This is a genomic window from Limnohabitans sp. INBF003 (assembly GCF_055396645.1).
The window spans coordinates 296,812-320,856 of the sequence record NZ_AP029222.1 but is presented as its reverse complement, the minus strand read 5'-3'; the positions used below and the strand labels follow the sequence as shown (position 1 = coordinate 320,856).

Sequence of the window (24,045 nt, the reverse complement as noted above, 5' to 3'; positions counted from 1 at the left end):
GGGATAGCCCCCAGGCGAGGTCGAACTGCGCTCAGCGCAGACCGGCCATGTAGTCAGACACAGCCTTGATTTCGCGGTCGTTCATCTTGGCGGCGACCTGGGTCATCTGGATGCTGTTCTTGCGAACGCCATCACGGAAAGCGACCAGTTGGGCGGTGGTGTAGTCAGCGTGCTGACCCGACACGCGGGGGTATTGGGCGGGCATGCCCGCGCCGTTGGGCGAGTGGCAGCTGGCGCAAGCGGCGATCTGGCGGTCTGGAATGCCACCACGGTAAATGCGCTCACCCAAGGCCACGGTGTCTTTTTCTTTGGCAAAACCGGGCTTGGCTTGCTTGGATGCGAGCCAGTAAGCGATGTTGCGCATGTCGTCATCGCTCAGACCGGCGACCATGCCACTCATCACGGCGTTGGCGCGTTTGCCCGATTTGAATTCTTGCAATTGCTTGATCAGGTATTCGGGGTGTTGCTGCGACAGCTTGGGGTTGACCGGGGTGGTCGAGTTGCCGTCAGCGGCGTGGCAGGCCACGCACATCGCAAATGCGGCTTCGCCCTTGACCAAATCAGGCTTGACAGCAGCCGGGGCCGCTGCGGGATTGGCCAAAGCAGAACCTGCCACAACGGCGGACAGGGTGACGGACATCAGGAAAGAGGCGATTGACTTCATGGGCGTCGTCCAATAGTTGGAAGAAGGGGGCGCAAAACCCAAGGATTCTACAATGAGGTCTGCGTCAGTTTCCTGACGACCCAAGGCCCCCCTGATTTATGAGCTCCAGCCCCCGCGTTTCCACCCCCTCGCCCCAAGCCGCGCCCGCCACCCCACCGGCGGTCACGCCCATGGGCTGGATGCACACCGCCCGCTTTTTGACCACCGCCGCGCAACTGCACCATTTGCCCGCGATGGACACGCCCGAAATCGCGTTTGTGGGCCGCTCCAATGCGGGCAAGTCCACCTGCATCAACACCCTGACGCAGAAAAAGCAGCTGGCTTTTGCCTCCAAAAAGCCCGGCCGCACCCAGCACATCAACCTGTTCGCTTTAGGCAAGCAAGGCATCACCGACGCCGTGCTGGCCGACTTGCCCGGTTACGGCTATGCCGCCGTGGCCAAAATGGACAAGCTGCGCTGGCAACAGGTCATGGCCAACTACCTGGTCAGCCGCGAAAACCTGACCGGCATCGTCATGATGTGCGACCCGCGCCACGGCCTGACCGAACTCGACGACATCCTGCTCGAAGTGATCCGCCCCCGGGTCGAAGAAGGCCTGAAGTTTTTGATCATCCTGACCAAGGCCGACAAGCTGACCCGCGCCGAGCAGGCCAAAGCCTTGTCGATTGCGCGACTGCAAGCGGGCGGCGGTGAGGTGAAACTCTTTTCGGCCCTGAAAAAACAAGGCGTGGACGAAGTGGCCAAACTGCTGTGGGACTGGACCCACCCGGCCGAAGGCGCAGCGCCAGCCCCGGTGCCTGCCGAACCGCCCGAAGAAGAACCCGAAGCCCTGGACGAGTGAGCCCAGGCTGCTGAATATCAGCGCTTGTGGTCTGCGAGTCATCGCTTGCAGGCAAGCTCCTACACAGAACACAACGGGCGCTGGGCTTTGTAGGAGCCAGCCCTGCTGGCGATTCAAGGGGCAACGACCTGCCAACGCCTGCATGTTCAACCCATCAAGGAGCGCCCCATGATCCAGACCTGGCAGCAAGACCTGCCCCATGGCATCACCCTGAGCTGCCGCGCTTGCGGTGAACCCGGTCGCCCGGTGCTGATGTTTTTGCACGGTTTTCCCGAAGCTGCTTGGGTGTGGGACCCGTTGCTGGTCCACTTTTCCAAACCCGAAAACGGCGGCTACCGCTGCATCGCGCCCAATCTGCGCGGCTATGAACGATCCAGCGCTCCGGAAGATGTGAAAGCCTACCGGGCCAAACACCTGGTGCAAGACATCGTGGCCCTGATCGCGCATGAATCAGGCTCAGCCCCGCTGGCCGCTTTGGTGGCCCACGACTGGGGCGGTGCCGTGGCCTGGAGCATGGCCAACCAGCACCCCGAACGGCTGCGCCAACTGGTCATCGTCAACTCGCCCCACCCCGGCCCCTTCCTCAAAGCACTGCAAAGCCACCCAGAACAGCAAGCCGCCAGCGCCTACATGAACTTTCTGGTGCAACCCGATGCCGCTGCGCAACTGGCCGCCAACGACTTTGAACGGCTGCTGGGTTTTCTGGATGGCCACGACAGCGAACTGCCCTCACTCACGCAGCCCCCCGGCAGCAACGCGCCCGAGCCAGCCCGCTGGCTCACCGCCGAAGTCAAAGAGCGCTATCGCCAGGTCTGGCGGCACGGCCTGCAAGGTGGGCTCAACTATTACCGGGCCTCGCCTTTGCGCCCCGCCACGGCGCAAGACCCGGGTGCATCGGCGGTTCAGATCCCGCCAGAGGCCTTACACATCGGCATGCCCACCCTGGTGCTCTGGGCGCAAGACGACGTCGCTTTGCTGCCCTGCCTGACCGAAGGCCTGGCGCAGCATGTGCCGGATTTGAAACTGGTGCCCATTGCCAAAGCCAGCCACTGGGTGGTGCATGAAAAACCCGGGCGCGTGATCCGCGAAATCACGGCGTTTCTGACGCCACCGAATCAGTAAACGCCAGGCTCGCCCTCAGGCCGGGTTTTCAAGCGCTTGTGCACCCAGTAATACTGCTCGGGCATGGTGCGCACCCAGTCGGCCAGCAAGGCGTTCATGCGGATGGTGTCTTGCGCCAGATCGGCACTCGGAAAGTCGACCAGCGGCGCATGGACTTCAATGTCATAGCCCTGCGGCGTCATGCGCGTGACCACCGGCACAACACGCGCACCGCCCACCCTTGAAAACCGCGACAAAGAGGGCACAGTGGCCGCTTTCTCGACCCCCATGAAGGGCACAAAAATCGACTCGCCACGGCCAAAATCCATGTCAGGGGACAAATGCAAAGGCTCACCCTTTTTGAGCCCTGCCAATATCTGCCGCACCCCTTCGTGTCTGAAATAAGGTCGCGCATTGCCCGAACGCTCACGGCCATGCCGGACCCAGGCTTCCACCTTCGGGTTGGACTGTTTGACGAAGATGAAGGCCACGTTGCGCGGCACACACCAGCCCACCGCCAGACCGCCGGCATCCAGCCCCACAAAATGCGGGGCAAAAACCACCAGCGGCCCTGGGGCGGTCAAGGCGTCCAGATCGCCCACGTACCGCAGTCGGCCGCGCGCCACCGCCTCCGGCGCATCCCACAACCAGGAGCGGTCCAGCACCGACTGCCCGAAGGCCAAAAAGTGGCGATAAGCCAGCACCTGCAGCTCTGCCTCCGACAACTCGGGCATGCACAAGCGCAAATTGACCCTGACAATGTGCCGCCGCTCCCGTGCCACGTGCCACAACAACCAGCCCAACCCGACCCCCAGCGCCCTGACCCAAGACAAGGGCAGGCGCGCGCACAAGCGCATGAAAGCAATCAGCAAATTCACCATGTGTTCAACAGATCAGGCCGACGCAGATCGGGGATGTTTGTAACGGGCATAGCCCCAGATGTACTGCGATGGGCACTGCAGGATCAACGACTCCATGGCTTGGTTGATCTGGACCACGGCGGTGTCCAGATCGTCTGAAAGGGCATGGCCCAGCGGCTGGGTGTGCAAACGGTAACCGCGCCCCCAGGACAAGCGCTCACCCCAGATCAGCACCACCCGCGCGCCGGTTTGCAATGCCAGTCGGGCGGCCAAGGTCATGGTGTAAGCCGGTTGGCCAAAGAATGGCGCCCACTGCCCCATGCCCTCGGGCGGCACCTGGTCGGGTAACAAACCCACAGCGCGCCCCGAACGCAAAGCCTTGATCATTTGCCGAACGCCCGCCAAAGTGGTGGGCACCGCTTCCAGACCCGGGCGTTGCCGCGCCAAGCCCATGACTTCGCCCAAACCGGCATGGCGGGCGGGGCGGTACAACACCGTCAAAGGCCCGTGTTGCGCTGAAAAGCGCAGCGCCAAGGCCTGGGCCGTGATTTCGAAGCAACCCATGTGCGGCGTCAAGAACAACACACCTTGGCCAGTGGCATAAGCCTCTACCGCAGCGCGGTCATCGGCCCACGCCAGGTGTGGCGTGCGGCCCAGCCACAAACGCGGCAGCTCGGCCGACATGCGCCCGGCTTGTCCTACGGCGCGCAGCACCGTGCGCCACCCCAAGCCCGCCTGACGCACATTGCTCAGAAAACGGCGTCTGTAGCTTCCCGAAAAACACCAGGCCAGCCAGCCCCCCACGCTGCCCATGGCGTGCAGGGCCCACAAAGGCCAACGGGAAAAAAAGCGGAACCAACTCAACATGGGGGGTGATTTTGCCCTGAACTGACACACGTCCCCACAACGAGGCACAAGGCAAGGACTTGCGCACCCGACAAATGCCGCCCCGCTGCCCAGCCCCCCTTGGCGGGGCTACCTGTTTTTGTTCACCGCGCTACCGGTTCACGCCCCGCCACAGCGGCCAAACGGGCCATAACATCCAAACAGCCCAAAAAATTCAAACCTCACCCTCTGTGGCCCTCTTGAGGAATTCACGATGAAAAACAGCAGCATCAACCAAGCCTATTTCAGCACCAGCCAAGCCGCCAAGATACTGGGCTTGTCGGTGGGCACTGTTCAGCGCATGGTGGAAAACGGCATCTTCAAGGCCTATGTCACCCAAGGCGGGCACCGGCGAATCCTGTCGTCATCCCTCGCCCAATATTGCAAACAGCAAGGCTTCTCGGGCCCGCAGGCAGCACCCGAAAAGCCACTGATCTGCATCCTGCACGACAGCGCACACGTCCCACCCGCTTTGGGCCAGTTGGGGCAATGGGACCATGTCAAGCTGGTCACCCACCCGCTGGATTTGATGGGCATTCACCAGCATGTGGGGACTTTTTTCATCGATGCCCGAATTCCGTGGCTGCACAATGCGCCGCTGCACCTGCAAGACACTTTGATGCAAACCGCCCACATCGTGGTCTACAACAGCGCGCACCTGCCCTCGGGCAGCCCCTTGCATCTGGCCCAAAAGATCAACCTGTTTGACGGTGACATCAGCACCGATCTGGTCTATGGCTACATGCTGGGCAGCGCCCACGTCAGCGAGACAGCCACACACCGCCCGACCAGCCAGTAAAAAATGCCTGGCACTTGAAATAGGGGCAAATGCCCTTATCATTAGCACTCGAAGGCAGCGAGTGCTAACAGTCATTCCGCCTCAGATTTCAGCAGCACCTGTTTTTCTGGTGCTTTTGTTTTTCAACCCTTGTTTCAAATCCAGGAGATTCCATGAAACTGCGTCCTTTGGGCGATCGCGTGATCGTCAAGCGTATCGAAAGCGAAACCAAAACAGCCTCGGGCATCGTGATCCCCGATTCGGCTGCTGAAAAGCCCGATCAAGGTGAAGTCCTGGCCGTCGGCCCTGGCAAAACCAACGACAAAGGCGAGACCAAAGCCCTGAGCGTCAAAGTCGGCGACCGCGTGTTGTTCGGCAAGTACAGCGGCCAGACCGTCAAGGTCGAAGGCGACGAGCTGTTGGTCATGAAAGAAGAAGACCTGTTCGCGGTAGTTGAATAACTTGCGGGACAGTCCGAACGACGCGCGAAGCGCCCGTTCGCCCTGTCCTCAACCGATTAAATAATTTCAAGCATTAGGAGCTATCAAAATGGCAGCAAAAGACGTAATTTTCGGCGGCGAAGCCCGCGCACGCATGGTTGAAGGCGTGAACATTTTGGCCAATGCGGTCAAAGTGACTTTGGGCCCTAAAGGCCGCAACGTGGTTCTGGAGCGCTCGTTCGGCGCCCCCACCGTGACCAAGGACGGTGTGTCCGTGGCCAAGGAAATCGAACTCAAAGACAAGCTGCAAAACATGGGCGCTCAGATGGTCAAGGAAGTCGCTTCCAAGACTTCTGACAACGCTGGTGACGGCACCACCACCGCCACCGTGCTGGCCCAAGCCATCGTGCGCGAAGGCATGAAGTACGTGGCCGCTGGCATGAACCCGATGGACCTGAAGCGCGGCATCGACAAAGCAGTGACTGCTTTGATCGAAGAGCTGAAGAAGGCCACCAAGGCTACGACAACCAGCAAAGAAATCGCCCAAGTCGGTTCAATCTCTGCCAACAGCGACACCAGCATCGGCGAAATCATCGCCAACGCCATGGACAAAGTGGGCAAAGAAGGCGTGATCACCGTGGAAGACGGCAAGAGCCTGAACAACGAACTCGACGTCGTTGAAGGCATGCAGTTCGACCGCGGCTACCTGTCGCCTTACTTCATCAACAACCCCGAAAAGCAAGCCGCTTTGCTGGACAACCCCTTCGTGTTGTTGTTCGACAAGAAGATCAGCAACATCCGCGATCTGCTGCCCACACTGGAAGCCGTTGCCAAAGCTGGCCGTCCTTTGCTGATCATTGCCGAAGAAGTCGAAGGCGAAGCCTTGGCGACTCTGGTTGTGAACACCATCCGTGGCATCTTGAAGGTTGTCGCCGTGAAAGCCCCTGGCTTTGGTGACCGTCGCAAAGCCATGCTGGAAGACATCGCCATACTGACCGGCGGCAAAGTGATCGCTGAAGAAGTGGGCCTGACCCTCGAAAAAGTGACTTTGGCCGATCTGGGTCAAGCCAAGCGCATCGAAGTGGGCAAGGAAAACACCATCATCATCGACGGCGCTGGTGCTGCTGGCGACATCGAAGCCCGCGTCAAGCAAGTGCGCGTGCAAATCGAAGAAGCCACTTCTGACTACGACCGCGAAAAGCTGCAAGAGCGCGTGGCCAAGTTGGCTGGCGGTGTGGCCGTGATCAAGGTCGGCGCTGCCACCGAAGTCGAAATGAAAGAGAAAAAAGCCCGCGTGGAAGATGCATTGCACGCCACCCGCGCTGCTGTGGAAGAAGGCATCGTGGCTGGCGGCGGCGTGGCATTGCTGCGTGCACGTCAAACGGCTGGCACCATCAAAGGTGACAACGCTGACCAAGACGCCGGTATCAAACTGGTGTTGAAAGCCATCGAAGCCCCCTTGCGCGAAATCGTTTACAACGCTGGTGGCGAGCCATCTGTTGTGGTGAACGCTGTATTGGCAGGCAAAGGCAACTACGGCTTCAACGCTGCCAACGACACCTACGGCGACATGATCGAAATGGGCATCTTGGACCCCACCAAAGTGACACGCACTGCCTTGCAAAACGCAGCGTCTGTGGCCTCTTTGATGTTGACCACCGAGTGCATGGTTTCCGAAGCACCGAAAGAAGAATCCGGCGCTGGCGGCATGCCTGACATGGGCGGCATGGGTGGTATGGGCGGCATGGGCATGTAATTGCCCGGCTGTCCGGACTGAGGGTTTGCGCCCTCGCCCGGCCCAAAACAAAGCCCCGCAAGATGCAAGTCTTGCGGGGCTTTTTTGCGCCGACTGGCTGAGTCCGGAATGAACGCCACTGACCCATGCTTCAAAAGTCGCGCCCCAAAGTCAGTCGAACAGCTTCCAGCCCGTGATTAGGCTCTTTGTAGCCGCCATTGCTGATGTGCATCAGGCCAATGCCCAACTTCGTCTTCTCGTTGAGGCGATACGTGACATCAAATGTTGTCCGGAAGTTAAAACTGCCACTCAATGAACGAACGCGGTCATCACCCTTGATGACCGAATAAGAGGGGTAAATGAACAGCGTCATGTCAAAACCTTTGACATCGATGGTTTTGCCGATGCCTGGGCCTAACATGTAAGTACCTTGGGCATTCAGCATGGCCGAAGCACCGTATCTCAGGCCATAAAAACGGGTCGGTTTGGACTGGTAAGACGCATCGATGGCGCTTTTGTCTTTTGTCAGGGAAAGGTCCCATTCTTTGTTGTGCACATCGGTCATGTAGGAAACGCTCACGGTTTCTTTGTTGACTGAGGTGGGTTCTGGCACAGCGGCAAACCACGCTGATCCCAAGATAACGCCAATGGCCGCAGCACTGTTCAGCACATCCATCTCCTCTGTTGGTATTTTCAATATTGATTATCGAAAACAGCTTCAACAGAACAGTTATCAAAGCCACTGAACTCGGGCCAACCCGAAAATCAGCGCCCCTTGGTGCCCAACGTCAAAGGGCCGCTGCCTCGATCTGCACCACCCAGTAAGCGCCGTTTTCCTGCACCGCCTGAAAGCGCACCTTTTGGCCCACTTGCAAGGCATTGAGCTGAACCGGATTTTTCACCTGAAACACCATGCTCATGGGCGGCATGTCCAGATTCGGGATCTCGCCGTGCTTGAGCGCCACCTTGCCAGCCGCCTTGTCGATGCGCCGCACTTCGGCCGTGACCCAGGGCAAGCTCACTGCCGCATCGCTCACCCGCTGCACGCCACCGCGCTGCGCCATGCGGCCTTGGCCCGGGTAGCGTTGAAAGCTTTGGGCACTGCCGTCTTTTTGCACCAGCAGCACGGCGTAGGCGTCTTTGCGGCCTTTGTATTCGGGGCCGTCCATGCCCGGGCTGCCCATGGGCATGCCGGGCACCGACAAGCCCAGTGCGACAGGCCGCTCTTTGAGCAGGCGGTGGATGTCGGTGGCGGGCACATGGCCCTCGATGACGTAGCCGCCCACGGTGGCGGTGTGGCAGGAGCCCAGTTTTTCGGGCATGCCCAATCGTTTGCGCGCAGCGGTGTTGCCCACGTCGCGCACCTCGACCTTGAAACCACCGGCCTGCAGGTGCTCGACCCACAGGTGGCAACAGCCGCAGTTGGGGTCTTTCCAGACCTGCACCGTGGTGGCCTGCGCCAGCGCAGTGCGGTGAAAGCCGGTGGCCGTGAGCCCCACGAGGGCTGCGGCCTGGAGCCATTGACGTCTTTGCATGGCACTTCTCCTGTTACTTGACGGTGATGCGGCCGATCATGCCCGCCTCGAAATGGCCGGGGATCAGGCAGGCGAATTCAAACGTGCCCGCGCGGTTGAAGGTCCAGACGATGGCACCTTTTTGGCCTGCGTTCACATGCGCCATGTAGGGCTCGTCGTGTTCCATGCCGGGGTGTTTTTTCATCATCTCGGCATGCGCCTTGAGCTCTTGCGGCGTGCCGATCACGATCTCGTGCAAGACCTTGCCCGCGTTCACCGCGACCAAGCGCACGGTCTCGCCCAGCTTGACCTGAATCTCTTTGGGCGCGAAACGCATGTCGTCGCTCATGCGGATCTGGATGCTGCGCTTGGCTTTTTTCGGATCGCCTGCGATGCCCCAGTCTTTTTGCTCGGCATGCTCGGCAGGCGTGGCCTCCTGCATTTTGGCGTGGTGGCCTTGGTGGGCAGCAGGTGAGTGTGCGTGGGCCATGGGCTGGGCCAACAGGGTCAGCAAGCCCGTGCTCAGCAGCAATGCGGTCAACAAACGGTTCATGACATGTCCTTGAAAATAAACAGGCATACAGGTGCGTGGGTAAAGGGCACCACTCAGTGGTGTTTGTGGTTTTCGGGTTTGCGCACGTGGCCAGCAGGTGCCGCAGTCGGCGTGGAGGCCGCATCCGGTGCACGGGGCGTGGCCGCCGCCGGGCCGGTGTATTCATAGGCCTGCGTGCCCGCCGGTGGCTTGTAATCGCCCGGGTCGCTGTAGTCGCCCGGCTTCTGGTCGGCCCGCACCTTGAGCGTGGTGAACATACCGCCCATCTCGATGGGGCCGTAAGGGCCAGTGCCGGTCATCATCGGGAAGGTGTTCTCGGGCAGTTCCATTTCCATCTCGCCCATGTCGGCCATGCCGCGTTCGCCCATGAGCATGTAGTCGGGGATGAGTTTGCCGATTTTTTGCACCAGGCCCCGATGGTCCACGCCGATCATGGTGGGCACATCGTGCCCCATGGCGCCCATGGTGTGGTGGCTCTTGTGGCAGTGCATGGCCCAGTCGCCGGGCTCGTCGGCGATGAACTCCAGCTGCCGCATCTGGCCCACAGCCACGTCGGTGGTCACCTCGGGCCAGCGCGCCGTTTTGGGCACAGGGCCGCCGTCGGTGCCCGTCACCTCGAACTCGATGCCGTGGATGTGCACCGGGTGGTTGGTCATGGTCAGGTTGCCCACACGCACCCGCACCCGGTCGTTCAGGCACGCCACCAGCGGGCTGATGCCCGGAAACACGCGGCTGTTCCAGCTCCAGATGTTCTGGTCCAGCATGGTGTTCACGTTGGGCGTTTTGGCACCCGGGGTCACGTCGAATGAATTGAGCAAGAAGGCGTAATCACGGTCCACCTCGGCGATCAGCGGGTGCTTGGCCTTGGGGTGGGTGATCCACAGGCCCATCATGCCCATGGCCATTTGCGTCATCTCATCGGCATGCGGGTGGTACATGAAGGTGCCCGGCCTGCGCGCCACAAACTCATAGACAAAGGTCTTGCCCACGGGAATCTGCTTTTGGTTCAAGCCCCCTACGCCATCCATGCCATTGGGCAGACGCTGGCCGTGCCAATGCACGGTGGTGTGCTCGGGCAATTTGTTGGTCACAAAAATCCGCACCTTGTCGCCCTCGACCACCTCGATCGTCGGGCCCGGGCTTTGGCCGTTGTAGCCCCACATGTTGACGACAAAGCCCGGTGCCATTTCGCGCACCACCGGCTCGGCCACCAGGTGGAACTCTTTCACGCCGTCCTTCATGCGAAAGGGCAAGGTCCAGCCGTTCAGGGTGACCACCGGCTTGTAGGGGCGTCCGGCCCCGGTCACGCCCGGCGGCGTCCAGGGTGGTGCGGTGTCCGGGCGGGTCTGGATGACGGGCTCGGGCAAGGCGGCCAGCGCGCTGCGGCTGACGGCGGTGGTGGCGACAGCTGCCCCTGCAATGGAGCCTGCAGCGGCCATGGCTTTGTGGAAAAAATCTCGGCGTTGCATGCTCAGTGTCCTGCGGGGTTGTTGGAAGGGCTGGATGCGCCAGACGCATCGCTGGCCAGGGCCGAATAAGGCAGGCCTGCCAGCACGGCCATCAGGTCGGCATGGGCCAGCCAGAGCTGGCGTTGCGCCTGCAAGGCCGCGTCCACGCTGTCGATGCGGGTGCGGGCGCTGGCCAGCAAATCCCAAGTGCTCTTGAGCATGCCGTTGTAGCGCAGCCCGGTTTGCTGCGAGAGTTCGGTGTGCAGCCGAAGCACTTCGGCTTGGGTGTGGTGCGCAGTTTGGCCTGCCGCCTGTAGCGTGTTCAGGGCCAGCTGCACATCAGCACGCACCTGCCGCGCCAGCCGGTCGGCTTGCAGGCGGGCTTGCCAAGCGCTTTCAAAGGCATGGCCCCAGCGCATGGTGCGCGGGTCCCACTGGGGCTGCTCTTGCCCAGCCAACTCGCCCAGGGCTTTTTGGGCCGCCTGCAGCTCGGCATCGCTCATGCCCAAACCAGCAATCAAACGGCGCGCCTGCAGGTCTTCCAAAGGCCAGCGCAAATGGGCCTGCAAGGCCTGCGCCTGCAGAGCTTCCAAATCGTCCGACGCGACAGAATCCCTGGCCTGAGCGCCACCTGCCAAGGGCACATTCAAGGGCACATTCAAGGGCAGGTGCAAGGGCAGCTGCTGCGCCAAGGCCTGCGCCGTCATGCCGGCACCCACGCGCAGCCACAAAGCCTGCAGCGCACTGTCGGCTTGCAGCTGCGCCTTGTCCAAACGCGCACGCGCATCCCACAGCAGCAGCTCTTCCTGAATTTGCCTTGCACGGCTCCAGTTGCCCACCTGTGCCATGCGCTGGCCCAACTCGGCCCCGGCTTGCGCCACGGCCAGAATGTCACGGCTGTGTGCCACCGACTGGCGGCTCGCCACCGCATCAACCCAGCGCTTTTGCACGTCCCGGCGCACGGCCGCCGCTTGCTGGCGCACTTCGGCCACCTCCAAGGCACTCATGCCGGGCTTGAGCCACTTGGCCTCGTCCTGCAGGGCCAAACGCGTGGCGCGCTCCAGCGTCAGCTGCCCCGCATCGGGGTGCGCGGGCGCATCTTGCAAGGGCTGCAAGGGCTGCAAGGGCGGCATGTTCTTTTGCTCCCAGCGCAGCACGTCCACATGGCCACGCGGGAACTGCGCCACGGCCCGATTGGCATCCTGCCAACTCAAGGGTGGCTGGCCTGGCGTGGCCGGTGGCAAAGGGTTTGACGGTACAGGGGCCGATGAGGTGCCGGGCTGGGCGCCATGCACATGGGCAGAGGGTGGTGCTGTGGCAGGCTTGGCTTGCGCCCAGACTGCAGACCCCGCACCCGAGCACATGGCAAGGCCCAAGACCCAAGGCCCCAAGGCGTTTTTCAAAAGGGGATTCATGTCGATTTCCAGAAACAGACGAACACGGCATCGACCCGCTTCAAAAGCGAGCAGACGCACCTGTGGCGTGAGTTTCAGGAAATGGGGGGCTTGGTCAGTGGCGGAGACGAGCGGGCCACATGCGCCAAAGACGCCCCGACAGGCAGCGGGTGGGCCTGAAAAACAGGCACAAACACAGGCCACATCACGAGGCTTGCGCTTTGATGACACACGCCGCACAGCTGGCAAGTGCCATCCTGGCAGTCGACTTTTTGCACAGCGGTGCCCAGCGAGGCGGGTGTTTGCAACTGGGCCTCTTGTGCCGATCCCGCCGTGGCCTCGTGACAGTGATGCGCTGCCTGGGCCTCATCATGCGGGGCCAGGCTGACATGTGCCGAGGTGGGGGCATGGTGCGAACCGCTCTGCGCCATGGGCATCCAGACGCCCGCCCACAGCCGCAAAGGCATCAGGCACAGCAGGAAGCAAAGGAAAAGTCGGCGCATGGCCAAATCATAAGCCAAGCCTATGAGGGCCAGACACGCCAGATCGGCATGCCCTTCAAAGGCAACGCTCAGACAAAGGCGTGCAGGCGGCCGCGCTGGTCGTAAGTGGTCAAGAACGGCTGGACACTGCGGGTCAACGCACGACCCGAGGTGACGTGAATCTGGGGTGCGACACAACGGACATGCTGCGCGGGCAGGGGCTTGCGCAGGCTTTGGTCGTATGCGCGGCGGGTTTCAGGCTTGCTCAAAACACTGTAAGCGTGGTTGATGCGCGCCATCTTGGCATGGGCCAAGGCACCCGCTTGACGGTCAGGATGGTACCGAAGCGCCAGCGCACGGTAAGCGGCGCGGATGACTTCGGGCTCAGCCTGAGGTGTGACGCCGAGTTCGCTGTAAAGGTCCATGTTCGAGTGCATGGCCAAATCATAAAATATGAACACCTTTAAATTAAATAAATCTGTAATTTAAACGTATCAATTTGTGAAAAGCGAACTTTGGAGTCCATCTGGCCATCAAAGACTAAACGGCCCCAAGCCCCTACCAACATGCCGGTGAACACGCCGGATTTTGCGCAGTCCGGTCGCGTCAACCCCGCACGCGTTGCAGCAAAGCGGCGCTGGAAGCGTCCAGCCCCGCCACATCGCCCGAAACGATGCGCGCATGGATGTCCTTGGCCAGCACCTTGCCCAGCTCCACGCCCCATTGGTCAAAGCTGTTGATGCCCCAGACCGAGCCGCTGACAAACACGCGGTGTTCCTGCAAGGCGATCAGTGCCCCTAGGCTGGCGGGCGTCAGTTCATCCAGCAGCAAGAAAGTGCTGGGCCGGTTGCCAGTGAAGTGCTTGTGACCGCCTTCGTCGGCCTTGCCCAGCATCAGCGCCTGCGCCTGCGCGATCACGTTGGCCAGCAGCAGTTCGTGGTGGTCTTTCAGGCTGTGCGTGGGCTTTTTGACGGCGATGAACTCCAGCGGCACCACGTCCGTGCCCTGATGCAGCATCTGAAAATAGGCATGCTGGCCGTTGGTGCCGGGCTCGCCCCACAACACGGGTGAGGTGCCGTACGGCAGGGCCTGGCCATTGCGGTCCACCCGCTTGCCGTTGCTCTCCATCTCCAGTTGCTGCAAATACGCGGGCACCCGGCGCAAAGCGCTGTGGTAAGGCGCAATCGAGCGGCTGGTGTAGTTCAAGAAGTTGCGGTACCAGACATCGAGCAAACCCAGGCGCACCGGCAGGTTGGCTTCGAGCGGTGCGGTCTGAAAGTGCTTGTCCATCGCATGCGCGCCCGCCAGCAGGTCTTTGAAGCCCTGCGCCCCGATGGCGATCGCCACCGGCAAGCCAATGGCCGACCACATCGAATAACGCCCGCCCACCCAGTCCCAAAAGCCAAAGGTGGTGGTGATGCCGAACTCGGCCGCAGCCGCCACGTTGGTAGTCAGCGCCGCAAAATGCCGCGCCACATCGGTGCCGCCTTGCGACTTGAACCAGCCCAGCGCCGAGCGGGCATTGGTCATGGTCTCGATGGTGGTGAAGGTTTTGGACGCGATCAAAAACAAGGTGCTCTCGGCCTTCAGGCCCTTGAGCACACCGGCCAGCTCATGCCCATCCACATTGGAGACGAAATGAAAACGCTTGCCCGGGATGACGAAGTCTTGCAGCGCCAGCACCGCCATTTGCGGCCCGAGGTCAGAGCCACCGATGCCGATGTTGACCACATCGGTGATCTGCGCGTCGCCACGCACCTGCTCGGCATAAGCCAGCATGGGTGCCAAAGTGCCGTGCACCAGCGCCAGCGGCTCGGCCAGCGCACCTTTCAAGCTGCCCTCGGGCTGGCGCAACAGCCAGTGCATCACGGGGCGGTCTTCGGTGTGGTTGATGTGCTCACCCCGGAACATGGCGTCACGGTGCGATGCCAGCCCGGTCTGGCGCGCCAGCTCTTGCAGCAAGGCCTCGGTGGTGGCGTCCACATGGTTTTTGGACAGGTCGGCAAACACATGCGGTGCGGTTTGGCTCAGGCTCTGCGCACGGCCTGCGTCCTGCGCAAAAGCGGTGCGCAAATCGAAACCAGCAACGGCCTGCGCATGGTGTTGCAGGTTTTTCCAAGCGGGGGTCTGGTCACAGCGCATGGGGGCTTTCAATGATTGAATCGCTTGCAAGGCAAGCTCCTACAAGAGTTTGATTTTTTGTAGGAGCCAGCCCTGCTGGCGATTCGAAGGGTATGGTCTGCGAATGATCGCCAGCGGGGCTGGCTCCTACAGTGGGCACGGGTTTCAGGCCTTCTTCATCAGGTCTTCCAACTTGACCGCATCGGCGCAGAAGGCGCGGATGCCTTCGGCCAGTTTTTCGGTGGCCATGGCGTCTTCGTTCAGCGCCAGGCGGAACGAGGCTTCGTCATAACGCACTGCGGGCAAGTCCATGGCTTGGGCCGCCGCCGCGTCCAGAGCCAGGCCAAGCGGCGCGTCGGTGGCGGCCAGCTGCGCCAGCAGCTCGGGGCTGATGGTCAGCAAATCGCAACCGGCCAGCGCGGTGATCTGGCCAATGTTGCGAAACGATGCGCCCATGACTTCGGTGGCGATGCCGTGCTTTTTGTAGTGGTTGAAGATCGCTCGCACCGACTGCACGCCGGGGTCGTTGGCGCCCGATTGGGCAGCCTCGTCCCAGGCAGCGCCTGCGGTTTTTTTGTACCAGTCGTAAATGCGGCCCACAAAGGGCGAGATCAGTTGCACCTTGGCTTGGCCGCAGGCCACGGCCTGGCAAAACGCGAACAGCAGCGTCAGGTTGCAGCGGATGCCTTCGCGCTCCAGCTCGGCGGCGGCCTGAATGCCTTCCCAGGTCGAGGCGATCTTGATCAGCACGCGCTCGCGGGCAATGCCCTGCGCTTCATACAAGCCCATGATGCGGCGGGCCCGCGCCACGGTGGCGGCGGTGTCAAAGCTCAGGCGGGCATCCACTTCGGTGGAGACACGGCCAGGAATGGTCTTGAGAATCTCGCTGCCAAAACGCACCAGCAGGTGGTCCATCACCACATCCAGCGGCTGGCCCCGGTGGGCGGCCACGGTTTCGGCCAGCAGGGGCGCGTATTCGGGCTTTTGCACCGCTTTGAGGATCAGCGACGGGTTGGTGGTCGCGTCTTGCGGCTGGAACTGGGCCAATTGCTTGAAATCACCGGTGTCTGCGACCACGGTGGTGAATTGCTTGAGGGCGTCGAGTTGGTTCATGGCGGTCCGTGCAAAAGTAGGCAAAAAGGAATGAAAGGGGCTGATACCGGGTCCAGTCTGGGGTGACAGACGGCGTATTGGGTCGGTATTTTGAAAGCCGACTTGAATTATCAGTGAAACAAAGTTACATTACAAATCAATTTTTCATGTAACTCAAGAACATCATGGCTTTTGATCTTGTTTTCTTCGGCGGCACAGGCGATTTGGTCTGGCGCAAACTCATGCCCGCCCTGTTCCAGGCTTACCGCCACGACACCCTGCCCGAGGGCGGTCGCATCATCGGCGTGGGCCGCGATGACCTGACGGACGAACAGTACCGCCAGCAAATCCAGTCGCGCTTTGAGCAGGTCGAAGGCGACAAGCGCCCCAACCCCGAAGAGTTCGCCCGCTTTGCCAGCTTGCTGTGCTACGTGCGCATGGACTTGTCCAAGCCCGAGGCCTATGCCGCGCTGGCTGCCCGCCTGGCCGAACGCGAGACCGACAACGTGGTCATGTATTTGTCCACCGCGCCCAGCCTGTTCACCACCGTGTGCGAACAACTGGCCGCCAACGGCTTGAACACCACCAAGACCCGCATCGTGCTCGAAAAGCCGCTGGGCCACGACCTGGCCTCCAACCGTGCCATCAACGAGGCGGTGGGCAAGGTCTTCAAAGAGCAGCAGATCTTCCGCATTGACCACTACCTGGGCAAACCTGCGGTGCAAAACCTGTTTGCCATGCGCTTTGGCAACGCCTTGTTTGAACCCCTGTGGCGGCGTGAACACATCGCCAACATCCAGATCACCATGGCCGAAGAGCTGGGTGTAGAAAAACGTGGCGGCTTTTACGAGACCACCGGCGCGCTGCGCGACATGGTGCAAAACCATGCCCTGCAGCTGCTGTGCGCCATTGCCATGGAGCCGCCCATCAACGCCCACGCCGATGCGATCCGCGACGAAAAGCTCAAGGTGCTGCGCGCCTTAAAGCGCTGGACCCCCGAGACACTGAGCCAGCACGTCATTCGCGGCCAGTACAGCGCAGGCAATGTGTTCGGCCACGCCGTGCCCGGCTACCGCGAAGAACAAGGCGTGAGCCCTCAGAGCACGACTGAAACCTTTGTGGCGCTGCGCACCGAGATCGCCAACTGGCGCTGGGCGGGCGTGCCGTTTTACATCCGCACCGGCAAACGCATGGCTTCGCGGGAGGCGCACATCGAGATCAATTTCCGCCAGACGCCGCACGAAATTTTCAAGAGCCCCGTGGGCCACGCCAACAAACTGGTCATCCACCTGCAACCCAAGGACGGCCTGGAGCTGCACCTGTTTGCACAAGGCCAAAGCAAGCGCGGCGAAGGCAGTGGCGGTGCCACCCTGAGCCCGGTGCACCTGGACCTGGACTTTGACAAGCGCTTTGGCAGCCAGCGCGTGGGCGCTTACGAACGCCTGTTGCTGGACGTGCTGGACGGCCGCCTGAACCTGTTCGTGCGCAGCGACGAACAAGAAGAAGCCTGGCGCTGGGTCGAGCCGATCCTGCAACACTGGAAAAACGACACCATCGGCCCACGCCCCTACGCCGCAGGCACCTGGGGCCCGAGCGCATCGAGTGCCATGATCGCGCGCGACGGCTTTTGCTGGTCTGAAGAGATCTGAGCGCTGAAGGAATCGACACCTTGTGTCTGGCTTTGAATTTGTGGGAGGCTGCCCCTGCGGCCGAATGCACAAAGAGCTCAAAGTCAACATTCGCGAGCGGGGGCTCGCTCCCACAAAGTCGTTTCCGTCCACAAAAACATTTGAACTCAACTGGAGACCTGCCATGCTCGAACGAATCAAGGCTTCTTTGCCCTCCTTGGCCCCGGCCGAGCAACGCGTGGGCAAGCTCGTGCTGGCGGACCCCAGGGCCTTTGCCAATTTGCCGGTCACCGAACTGGCCGACCGCTCGCATGTGAGCAAGCCCACCGTGGTGCGCTTTTGCCGCAGCATGGGCTATGACGGCCTGTCGGACTTCAAGCTCAAACTGGCTGGCAGCGTGAGCGAGGGCGTGCCCTTCATCCACCGCAGCGTGGACGTGGACGACAAAACCAGCGACATCGCCGTCAAGGTGATCGACAACACCGTGGCGGCGTTTTTGAAGTACCGCAACGACGCCAGCTCCTTCGCGCTGGAGCACGCCGCACAAGCGCTGGCCGCCACCCAAAAAACCAACCGACGCATCGAGTTTTATGGCGTGGGTAACTCCGGCATCGTGGCGCAGGACGCGCAGCACAAATTCTTCCGCCTGGGCGTGAACGCCATCGCCTACAGCGACGGCCACATGCAGGTCATGAGCGCCTCCATGCTCAAGCCGGGCGACTGCGCCGTGATCATCTCCAACTCGGGCCGCACCCGCGACCTGATGGACGCCTGCGACATCGCCAAAAAGCAAGGCGCCACAACAATAGTGATCACCGCCAGCGGCTCGCCCCTGGCCAGTGCGGGCCACATCCACCTGACGGCTGATCACCCCGAGGGCTACGACAAATACAGCCCCATGGTCTCGCGCCTGTTGCACCTGCTGATCATCGACATCCTGGCCACCACCGTGGCGTTGCGCATCGGCGAAGAACTGCAGCCCAACCTGCGCGACATGAAAAACAACCTGCGCAGCAAGCGTTACACCTGAAGCAGCATCGCTTGCAGGCAAGCTCCTACAAAAACACATTTGTTAGGAGGCAGCCTGCGGCCCATGTTTTCTTTTGTAGGAGCCAGCCTGCTGGCGATGCGTTGTGAACCACAAGTGACACCATCCCCAGCAAGCAGTCTCCTGCCGGGTTAAGGGCCGTCAGCTCGCTGCCCAGCTCATGCGTATCGCCGTACCGTGCCCATCACCGACCGGACTGCGCACACTGACTTGCGCGCCGTGCTGGCTCGCGATTTCTTTCACGATGGCCAAACCCAAGCCACTGCCTGGCAGCCCCGCAGGCGCTGCGCGGTAGAAACGCTCGAACACATGGGCCTGGTGCTCTGGCGCAATGCCCGGGCCATCGTCTTCCACCTCCAGCCAGCGCTCACCCACACGCACCGTGATGTGCGCGCCCGCGGGCCCATGGTGAATGGCGTTGTCGATCAGGTTGCTCAAGGCTTCATGCAGCAGCAGATCAACCCCCTGCACTTCGCAACGCGCCACTTGCGCCTCCAGCCCCAAGTCGTCGCCCAACTGGTGGGCGCGCATCAGGTGCTCTTGCGTGACCCGCTTGGCCAAGGCCACCAAATCCACGGCTTGCGGGCTGTGCATTTCACGGGCATGTTCCACGCGGGTCATGGCCAGCAACTGCTCGGTCAAGCGCACGGCATCGTCGGTGGTTTGGCGCGCCGCCAAAATCAGCGCACCGGCTTGCTCCGGCTCGGCGTTGCGCTGCGCCAGCGTGAGCTGGGTCTTGAGCACGGTCAGCGGTGTGCGCAGCTGGTGCGCGGCGTTGTCCAAAAACCGCTTTCGAATGTCGATCAATCGACCCAAACGCTCCAGGTAACTGTTCAAGGTGTCAATCAAGGGCCGCAGTTCACGCGGCAAATCTGGTGGCTGGATCGGCGAAAAATCATCATCGGCTTTGTGCGCCAATTGCTGGCGAAACGCCTCCAGCGGGCGAATGCCGCGCTGCACGCCCAAGATCACCAAACACGCGGCAGCCAGCAAGAGCAAACCCTGGCTGCCCAAGGTGTCCCACAAAATATGCTGAATCAGCTGCTGACGCGCCTCCATGGTTTCGGCCACGGTGATTTTGATCAGCGCGTCGTCCAGACCCGACTCCTCCATGACGTGGGTCAGCTCGGCCAGGCGCACGGGCTGGTTCAAATACACCCCATCGTCAAACTGCACCAATGCGAAATATTTGACCGCCGCTTTTTCACGCAAAGGGGCGCTGGGCAGTGCCGCATCGCCCGCCAGCCATTGCCCGCCCAGGGCCGTCACTTTGTAAAAAAGACGCGAGCCCGTGTGGTTCTCAAACAAATACCCCGCCGCCTTGAGCACATCCAGTTGCAAGCGACCATCGCGCCACTCCAGCTCTTCGGCCAAGGTGCGTGCGGCCAGATACAAGGAGCGGTCATAGGCCTCGTTGGCGGCCTGCACGGCATTGCCATAGCCCACCCAGGCATTGATGCCGATCAGCCCCGCCAGTGGCAACAAAATCCAGCTGAGCAAGCGCCTGCGCAAAGAGGCTGCCGCCTTGGCCGAATGCGGGGTCTGCACGCTCATATCAGCGGGATGGCGCGGCAGGCAAAGTCAACATGTAGCCCATGCCGCGAAACGTGGTGATCGCCACTTCGGGTTGCCCGTGTGTTGTCTCGGACGCCCCCTCCAGTTTTTTGCGCAAGCGGTAGATCAGCACTTCCACCGCATCCAGCCCCGTGGCCTCGTCAGCAAACACCTCGGCATGGAGCTGCTCCTTGCTGACAGTGCGTTGCGGCGACGCCAGCAGCACCCTGAGCGCCGCGGCTTCGCGTTTGGTCAATGGGAACGGTTGCCCGTGCAGTTGCACCGCCCCTGCATCGAGGTCAAAAGCCAAAGGGCCGCAGCGCAACACCGCGGTTTTGACCCGCCCGGGCCGCCGAAGCAAGGCCTGCAAACGCGCCTCCAGTTCGCTCAGGTCAAACGGCTTGGGCAAATAGTCGTCGGCCCCCATGTTCAAACCCAACACCCGGTCAGGCACGCTGGCCCGGGCCGTCAAGATCAAAACCGGCACCGCATCGCCGCGCTCGCGCAAGGCTTGCAGCACGCTCAGCCCATCGCGACCGGGCAACTGCAAATCCAACAAAACCGCATCAAACCCGTGCCCGGGCTGCAAACACCGATCGGCCTGTACACCGTCGGTGGCAAAACTGACCGCCATGCCGCCTTGACGCAAAGCGGTCCCCAGCCACAACGAAATGTCCGGTGTGTCCTCAACCAAGAGAACCTGGGGCTTTAGGGTATTCACTGAACAGAATTGACAGGTGATTGACAGTTTGGGGCTGTGCCCCGCATCAGAATGGCGGCTTCTGCCTGAAATATGGGCAGCCGTGGTTTCATTTTTACACAGGAGACTGAAATGCAAATGTCCAAACGCGATTTTCTGGCACTCGGCGCTGCCGCAGGTGCATCCATGACGCTGCCCGCTTGGGCCCAGGCCAAGCCCCTGATTGCCAACATGAACATGTTTGTTCCTGCTGCCCCTGGTGGTGGCTGGGACGGCACGGCCCGCGCCATGGAACGCGCCGCCAAGGCCGCAGGCTTGGTGGGCAATATGCAATTTGAAAACGTCGGCGGCGCTGGCGGCATGGTGGGTCTGCCCCGTTTTGTGAACCAGCGCAAAGGTCAGGGCAACACGCTCATGGTCGGCGGCTCGGTCATGATCGGCGCGGGCATTGCCAACAAGAGCCCCGTCACCATCAAGGACGTGACCCCGATTGCCCGCCTGACCGAAGAAGCCGGCGTGATCGTGGTGCCTGCCAACGGCAAGATCAAAACCTGGAAAGACCTGGAAGCTGCCATCAAGGCCAACCCCAAGGCCGTCTCGGTCGCAGGCGGCAGCGCAGGCGGCACCGACCACCTGATTTTGGGCATGCTGATCAAAGCCTTGGGCAAAAACCCCCGTGAAGCCGCTTATGTGGCTTTTGCTGGCGGCGGCCCCGCCAACGCAGCCATTTTGGGTGGCCAGGTCACCGCAGGCATTTCGGGCTGGTCCGAATTTGAAGAACAAATCAAGGCCGGTCGCATGATCCCTCTGGCTGTGTCCGGCAAGCGCCGCATTCCCGGTGTGAGCGTGCCCACCCTGACCGAGTTGGGTGTGAACGTGACCGAATCCAACTGGCGTGGCGTGTTCGGGCCACCCGGCATCTCGGTCGCCCAGCGCGAAGCCATGATCGACTTCGTCACCAAGCTCAACGCTTCCGCACCATGGCGCCAAGAACTGGAAACACGCAAGTGGACCGACGCGTTCATGACCGAGCGTCCGTTTGAACGCGATCTGGCCAAGGACATCGAAGAAAAAGTGGTCCTCATGAAAGAGCTGGGCCTGGCATGACACCGGTTCACGTTGCCATCTTGTTGATCTCGCTGTGCGGCTTGGCCGCATGGCAGGTCTCGGTCATTCCTGAATCCTTGATGCAGATGACGGTGGGCCCCGTACTGGCCCCGGGTGTGATTGTGGCCACGCTCAGCGTGTTCGCCGTGCTTTATGGCGTCAGCGCTTGGCGTGGCAAGCAGGCCGACGAAAGCCAAGCCCCGGACCAATCGCCGCTGCCCGGCGCCAATGCCCGCGTGCTGAGCTTGCTGGGCGGCGGCGTGGCTTTCATTGCGCTGGTGACTTCGCTGGGCTTTGTCATTCCCGGCACCTTGTGCGGCATGGGTGTGGCCCGTGCTTTTGACGCTCCGCTGGGTCTCAAATCGGCCATGGTCTGCGCTGCAATTGCCAGTACCTTCTGGTTTGTGTTTGCGCAACTGTTGGGCGTTGGCTTGGGCCCTGCACTGCCTTGGTTGATTTGACGCGGGCCTGGCCCGTCTGAGGCTGAGTTCAAAAAACTCAGCCTCAACATGTTCAATGTTTTTCGATCGGATACCCCATGGAAGCTTTTAACGCCCTGATGGGTGGCTTTGCCATTGCCTTGCAGCCCACCACCTTGATGTGGGGGTTTGTCGGTTGCTTTGTCGGCACTTTGGTGGGTGTGCTGCCCGGCATTGGGCCCGCACTGACCATCGCTTTGCTGTTGCCGCTGACCTACCATGTGCCTGCCACCAGCATGTTCGTCATGTTCGCAGGCATTTATTACGGCGCGGCCTACGGCGGCTCCACCACCTCCATCTTGCTCAACACCCCTGGCGAATCGTCGGCCGTGGTCACCGCGCTTGAAGGCAACAAAATGGCTCGCAAAGGCCGTGCGGGTCAAGCCCTCGCCACTGCTGCCATTGGCAGTTTTGTGGCGGGCACCGTCGGCACGCTGGCTCTGACCTTTGTGGCCCCTTGGGTGGTTGAAGCGGCGCTGGCTTTTGGCCCCGCTGAATACTTCAGCCTCATGGTGCTGTCGGTCGTGGCGGTGTCGGCGGTGCTGGGCAACTCCATGTTGCGCGGTTTGGTGGCTCTGGGCTTGGGCCTGCTGCTGGGCATGGTGGGCGTCGACCTGCAAACCGGACAACCCCGCTTCACCTTTGGTCGACCTGAACTGCTAGACGGCATCGAAGTCACTGTGGCTGCAGTGGGCTTGTTTGCCGTAGGCGAAGCCTTGTACCTGGCCTGGCAAGGGCGCGAATCCAAGACCGGCGAGGTGATGAAGCTGTCGGGCAGCCTGTGGATGAGCAAAAGCGACTGGGCGCGCTCCTGGAAACCCTGGTTCCGTGGCGCCTTCTTTGGCTTCCCAATTGGTGCCATGCCTGCAGGTGGTGCCGAGCTGCCCACCTTGCTGTCTTACTACACCGAGAAAAAACTCTCCAAACACCCCGAAGAGTTTGGCCATGGCGCCATCGAAGGCGTGGCAGGCCCCGAAGCCGCCAACAACGCCGCAGCGGCGGGCGTGCTCATGCCCCTGCTCACACTGGGCATCCCCACCTCGGCCACAGCAGCCATCATGCTGTCGGCCTTTGAAGGCTACGGCATTCAGACCGGCCCTCAGTTGTTCAGCCAACAAGGCAGCCTGGTGTGGACGCTGATCGCCAGTCTTTACATCGGCAACGTGATCTTGCTGGTGCTCAACCTGCCGTTGGTGAGCCTGTGGGTCAAACTGCTGAAGATCCCGCCACCTTGGTTGTATGCCGGCATCATCGTCATCTCGACGGCGGGCGTGTACGGTGCAGGCAACTCGGTGTTCAACGTGGGCTTGCTGTTTGTGTTCGGCCTGCTGGGTTACATCATGCGCCGCTTTGACTTCCCGGCTGCGCCCCTGATCGTCGGCTTGATCCTTGCGCCACTGGGCGAACAATCCATGCGCCAGGCACTGACCATCAGCCAAGGCGAATGGTCCACCTTCTTCACGCGGCCATTGTCTGGCAGCTTGATGGCCGTGGCGGTGCTGCTGTTGATCGTGCCGGCGCTGTGGAAGCGCTACACCGCCACGCGTTGACTGACGCCCCTGACTAACCCATTTGTCATGCCCGCGCACGCGGGTATCCATTCAAGACATAAGCACAGCC

General features: G+C 61.4%; 24 protein-coding genes. 10 read left to right on the top strand and 14 right to left on the bottom strand.

Going from position 1 to position 24,045, the window contains the following annotated elements:
- Positions 1 to 31 precede the first annotated feature (31 nt).
- Entirely contained in the window at positions 32 to 664 is a 633-nt protein-coding gene (locus ACZ5VE_RS01535; protein ID WP_464456331.1) for a c-type cytochrome, read from the bottom strand.
- A 170-nt stretch (positions 665 to 834) separates the two neighbouring features.
- On the opposite strand from ACZ5VE_RS01535, the gene yihA reads away from it, so the two are divergent.
- Both yihA and ACZ5VE_RS01525 read left to right on the top strand, forming a co-directional pair.
- Entirely contained in the window at positions 835 to 1,506 is a 672-nt protein-coding gene (gene yihA / locus ACZ5VE_RS01530) for a ribosome biogenesis GTP-binding protein YihA/YsxC (RefSeq protein ID WP_464457415.1), read from the top strand.
- Between the two features lie 168 nt (positions 1,507 to 1,674).
- Entirely contained in the window at positions 1,675 to 2,628 is a 954-nt protein-coding gene (locus tag ACZ5VE_RS01525) for an alpha/beta fold hydrolase (RefSeq protein WP_464456330.1), read from the top strand.
- Here the strand turns inward: ACZ5VE_RS01525 and ACZ5VE_RS01520 are convergent.
- Both ACZ5VE_RS01520 and ACZ5VE_RS01515 read right to left on the bottom strand, forming a co-directional pair.
- Positions 2,622 to 3,488, bottom strand: coding sequence for an LpxL/LpxP family acyltransferase (locus ACZ5VE_RS01520; RefSeq protein ID WP_464456329.1), 867 nt, complete (start codon positions 3,486 to 3,488; stop codon positions 2,622 to 2,624). The two genes, ACZ5VE_RS01525 and ACZ5VE_RS01520, sit on opposite strands and share 7 nt — an antisense overlap.
- A 12-nt stretch (positions 3,489 to 3,500) precedes the next feature.
- Positions 3,501 to 4,334 carry a lysophospholipid acyltransferase family protein gene (locus ACZ5VE_RS01515; protein WP_464456328.1) on the bottom strand — a complete coding sequence of 278 codons (834 nt, stop codon included), beginning with the start codon at positions 4,332 to 4,334 and terminating at the stop codon, positions 3,501 to 3,503.
- 232 nt (positions 4,335 to 4,566) lie between these two features.
- Between ACZ5VE_RS01515 and ACZ5VE_RS01510 the strand changes: the two genes are divergently transcribed.
- The 3 genes from ACZ5VE_RS01510 to groL all read left to right on the top strand — a co-directional run bounded on the left by ACZ5VE_RS01510 (position 4,567) and on the right by groL (position 7,326).
- Positions 4,567 to 5,151: a helix-turn-helix domain-containing protein gene (locus ACZ5VE_RS01510; RefSeq protein ID WP_464456327.1), complete on the top strand. Its 585-nt coding sequence runs from the start codon at positions 4,567 to 4,569 to the stop codon at positions 5,149 to 5,151.
- Between the two features lie 152 nt (positions 5,152 to 5,303).
- A complete protein-coding gene (groES, locus tag ACZ5VE_RS01505) occupies positions 5,304 to 5,591 on the top strand; it encodes a co-chaperone GroES (RefSeq protein WP_108285148.1) in 288 nt (95 codons plus the stop codon).
- Between the two features lie 88 nt (positions 5,592 to 5,679).
- Positions 5,680 to 7,326 (top strand): chaperonin GroEL, encoded by a 1,647-nt coding sequence (gene groL, locus ACZ5VE_RS01500; RefSeq protein ID WP_464456326.1) that lies wholly within the window; start codon positions 5,680 to 5,682, stop codon positions 7,324 to 7,326.
- 130 nt (positions 7,327 to 7,456) lie between these two features.
- On the opposite strand, the gene ACZ5VE_RS01495 is transcribed toward groL, so the two are convergent.
- The 9 genes from ACZ5VE_RS01495 to tal form a co-directional block, all read right to left on the bottom strand.
- The gene (locus tag ACZ5VE_RS01495) at positions 7,457 to 7,975 is read right to left on the bottom strand and encodes an acyloxyacyl hydrolase (protein ID WP_464456325.1); all 519 of its coding nucleotides are present in this window, start codon (positions 7,973 to 7,975) and stop codon (positions 7,457 to 7,459) included.
- Between the two features lie 118 nt (positions 7,976 to 8,093).
- Positions 8,094 to 8,840 carry a DUF411 domain-containing protein gene (locus ACZ5VE_RS01490; RefSeq protein WP_464456324.1) on the bottom strand — a complete coding sequence of 249 codons (747 nt, stop codon included), beginning with the start codon at positions 8,838 to 8,840 and terminating at the stop codon, positions 8,094 to 8,096.
- 13 nt (positions 8,841 to 8,853) lie between these two features.
- Positions 8,854 to 9,372, bottom strand: a complete 519-nt coding sequence (locus tag ACZ5VE_RS01485; protein ID WP_464456323.1) for a cupredoxin domain-containing protein — start codon at positions 9,370 to 9,372, stop codon at positions 8,854 to 8,856.
- Positions 9,373 to 9,425: 53 nt separating this feature from the next.
- Positions 9,426 to 10,841, bottom strand: a complete 1,416-nt coding sequence (locus ACZ5VE_RS01480; RefSeq protein ID WP_464456322.1) for a multicopper oxidase family protein — start codon at positions 10,839 to 10,841, stop codon at positions 9,426 to 9,428.
- Between the two features lie 2 nt (positions 10,842 to 10,843).
- Positions 10,844 to 12,235: a TolC family protein gene (locus tag ACZ5VE_RS01475; RefSeq protein ID WP_464456321.1), complete on the bottom strand. Its 1,392-nt coding sequence runs from the start codon at positions 12,233 to 12,235 to the stop codon at positions 10,844 to 10,846.
- 74 nt (positions 12,236 to 12,309) lie between these two features.
- Positions 12,310 to 12,717 (bottom strand): hypothetical protein, encoded by a 408-nt coding sequence (locus tag ACZ5VE_RS01470; RefSeq protein WP_464456320.1) that lies wholly within the window; start codon positions 12,715 to 12,717, stop codon positions 12,310 to 12,312.
- A 68-nt stretch (positions 12,718 to 12,785) separates the two neighbouring features.
- On the bottom strand, positions 12,786 to 13,133 hold the full coding sequence (locus tag ACZ5VE_RS01465; RefSeq protein ID WP_464456319.1) for a J domain-containing protein: 348 nt from the start codon (positions 13,131 to 13,133) through the stop codon (positions 12,786 to 12,788).
- A gap of 169 nt (positions 13,134 to 13,302) precedes the next feature.
- Entirely contained in the window at positions 13,303 to 14,838 is a 1,536-nt protein-coding gene (gene pgi, locus ACZ5VE_RS01460; protein ID WP_464457414.1) for a glucose-6-phosphate isomerase, read from the bottom strand.
- A 144-nt stretch (positions 14,839 to 14,982) separates the two neighbouring features.
- Positions 14,983 to 15,930: a transaldolase gene (tal, locus tag ACZ5VE_RS01455; protein ID WP_464456318.1), complete on the bottom strand. Its 948-nt coding sequence runs from the start codon at positions 15,928 to 15,930 to the stop codon at positions 14,983 to 14,985.
- 164 nt (positions 15,931 to 16,094) lie between these two features.
- Here tal and zwf point away from each other — a divergent pair, with 164 nt between their 5' ends.
- Together zwf and ACZ5VE_RS01445 are read left to right on the top strand one after the other, a co-directional pair.
- Entirely contained in the window at positions 16,095 to 17,558 is a 1,464-nt protein-coding gene (zwf, locus tag ACZ5VE_RS01450; RefSeq protein WP_464456317.1) for a glucose-6-phosphate dehydrogenase, read from the top strand.
- Positions 17,559 to 17,721: 163 nt separating this feature from the next.
- Complete coding sequence (locus ACZ5VE_RS01445) at positions 17,722 to 18,567, top strand: MurR/RpiR family transcriptional regulator (protein ID WP_019429835.1); 846 nt, start codon at positions 17,722 to 17,724, stop codon at positions 18,565 to 18,567.
- Between the two features lie 159 nt (positions 18,568 to 18,726).
- Here ACZ5VE_RS01445 and ACZ5VE_RS01440 read toward each other — a convergent pair whose 3' ends face one another.
- On the bottom strand, positions 18,727 to 20,139 hold the full coding sequence (locus ACZ5VE_RS01440; RefSeq protein WP_464456316.1) for a sensor histidine kinase N-terminal domain-containing protein: 1,413 nt from the start codon (positions 20,137 to 20,139) through the stop codon (positions 18,727 to 18,729).
- 1 nt (position 20,140) lies between these two features.
- Positions 20,141 to 20,833 carry a response regulator gene (locus ACZ5VE_RS01435; RefSeq protein WP_464456315.1) on the bottom strand — a complete coding sequence of 231 codons (693 nt, stop codon included), beginning with the start codon at positions 20,831 to 20,833 and terminating at the stop codon, positions 20,141 to 20,143.
- Between the two features lie 138 nt (positions 20,834 to 20,971).
- Between ACZ5VE_RS01435 and ACZ5VE_RS01430 the strand changes: the two genes are divergently transcribed.
- The 3 genes from ACZ5VE_RS01430 (at position 20,972) to ACZ5VE_RS01420 (ending at position 23,975) form a co-directional block, all read left to right on the top strand.
- Entirely contained in the window at positions 20,972 to 21,946 is a 975-nt protein-coding gene (locus ACZ5VE_RS01430; protein WP_464456314.1) for a tripartite tricarboxylate transporter substrate binding protein, read from the top strand.
- Positions 21,943 to 22,407 (top strand): tripartite tricarboxylate transporter TctB family protein, encoded by a 465-nt coding sequence (locus tag ACZ5VE_RS01425; RefSeq protein WP_464456313.1) that lies wholly within the window; start codon positions 21,943 to 21,945, stop codon positions 22,405 to 22,407. Before ACZ5VE_RS01430 ends, ACZ5VE_RS01425 begins: the two co-directional genes overlap by 4 nt.
- A gap of 77 nt (positions 22,408 to 22,484) precedes the next feature.
- Positions 22,485 to 23,975, top strand: coding sequence for a tripartite tricarboxylate transporter permease (locus tag ACZ5VE_RS01420; RefSeq protein ID WP_464456312.1), 1,491 nt, complete (start codon positions 22,485 to 22,487; stop codon positions 23,973 to 23,975).
- Positions 23,976 to 24,045 lie beyond the last annotated feature (70 nt).

Coding starts and splice junctions, on each gene's coding strand:
- ACZ5VE_RS01510 (WP_464456327.1), top strand. CDS start 4,567: ATGAAAAACAGCAGCATCAACCAAGCCTATTTCAGCACCAGCCAAGCC.
- ACZ5VE_RS01535 (WP_464456331.1), bottom strand. CDS start 664: ATGAAGTCAATCGCCTCTTTCCTGATGTCCGTCACCCTGTCCGCCGTT.
- groES (WP_108285148.1), top strand. CDS start 5,304: ATGAAACTGCGTCCTTTGGGCGATCGCGTGATCGTCAAGCGTATCGAA.
- ACZ5VE_RS01430 (WP_464456314.1), top strand. CDS start 20,972: ATGCAAATGTCCAAACGCGATTTTCTGGCACTCGGCGCTGCCGCAGGT.
- ACZ5VE_RS01525 (WP_464456330.1), top strand. CDS start 1,675: ATGATCCAGACCTGGCAGCAAGACCTGCCCCATGGCATCACCCTGAGC.
- yihA (WP_464457415.1), top strand. CDS start 835: ATGGGCTGGATGCACACCGCCCGCTTTTTGACCACCGCCGCGCAACTG.
- ACZ5VE_RS01475 (WP_464456321.1), bottom strand. CDS start 12,235: ATGAATCCCCTTTTGAAAAACGCCTTGGGGCCTTGGGTCTTGGGCCTT.
- tal (WP_464456318.1), bottom strand. CDS start 15,930: ATGAACCAACTCGACGCCCTCAAGCAATTCACCACCGTGGTCGCAGAC.
- ACZ5VE_RS01485 (WP_464456323.1), bottom strand. CDS start 9,372: ATGAACCGTTTGTTGACCGCATTGCTGCTGAGCACGGGCTTGCTGACC.
- ACZ5VE_RS01520 (WP_464456329.1), bottom strand. CDS start 3,488: ATGGTGAATTTGCTGATTGCTTTCATGCGCTTGTGCGCGCGCCTGCCC.
- ACZ5VE_RS01515 (WP_464456328.1), bottom strand. CDS start 4,334: ATGTTGAGTTGGTTCCGCTTTTTTTCCCGTTGGCCTTTGTGGGCCCTG.
- pgi (WP_464457414.1), bottom strand. CDS start 14,838: ATGCGCTGTGACCAGACCCCCGCTTGGAAAAACCTGCAACACCATGCG.
- groL (WP_464456326.1), top strand. CDS start 5,680: ATGGCAGCAAAAGACGTAATTTTCGGCGGCGAAGCCCGCGCACGCATG.
- ACZ5VE_RS01445 (WP_019429835.1), top strand. CDS start 17,722: ATGCTCGAACGAATCAAGGCTTCTTTGCCCTCCTTGGCCCCGGCCGAG.
- ACZ5VE_RS01470 (WP_464456320.1), bottom strand. CDS start 12,717: ATGCGCCGACTTTTCCTTTGCTTCCTGCTGTGCCTGATGCCTTTGCGG.
- ACZ5VE_RS01420 (WP_464456312.1), top strand. CDS start 22,485: ATGGAAGCTTTTAACGCCCTGATGGGTGGCTTTGCCATTGCCTTGCAG.
- ACZ5VE_RS01440 (WP_464456316.1), bottom strand. CDS start 20,139: ATGAGCGTGCAGACCCCGCATTCGGCCAAGGCGGCAGCCTCTTTGCGC.
- zwf (WP_464456317.1), top strand. CDS start 16,095: ATGGCTTTTGATCTTGTTTTCTTCGGCGGCACAGGCGATTTGGTCTGG.
- ACZ5VE_RS01490 (WP_464456324.1), bottom strand. CDS start 8,840: ATGCAAAGACGTCAATGGCTCCAGGCCGCAGCCCTCGTGGGGCTCACG.
- ACZ5VE_RS01465 (WP_464456319.1), bottom strand. CDS start 13,133: ATGCACTCGAACATGGACCTTTACAGCGAACTCGGCGTCACACCTCAG.
- ACZ5VE_RS01425 (WP_464456313.1), top strand. CDS start 21,943: ATGACACCGGTTCACGTTGCCATCTTGTTGATCTCGCTGTGCGGCTTG.
- ACZ5VE_RS01480 (WP_464456322.1), bottom strand. CDS start 10,841: ATGCAACGCCGAGATTTTTTCCACAAAGCCATGGCCGCTGCAGGCTCC.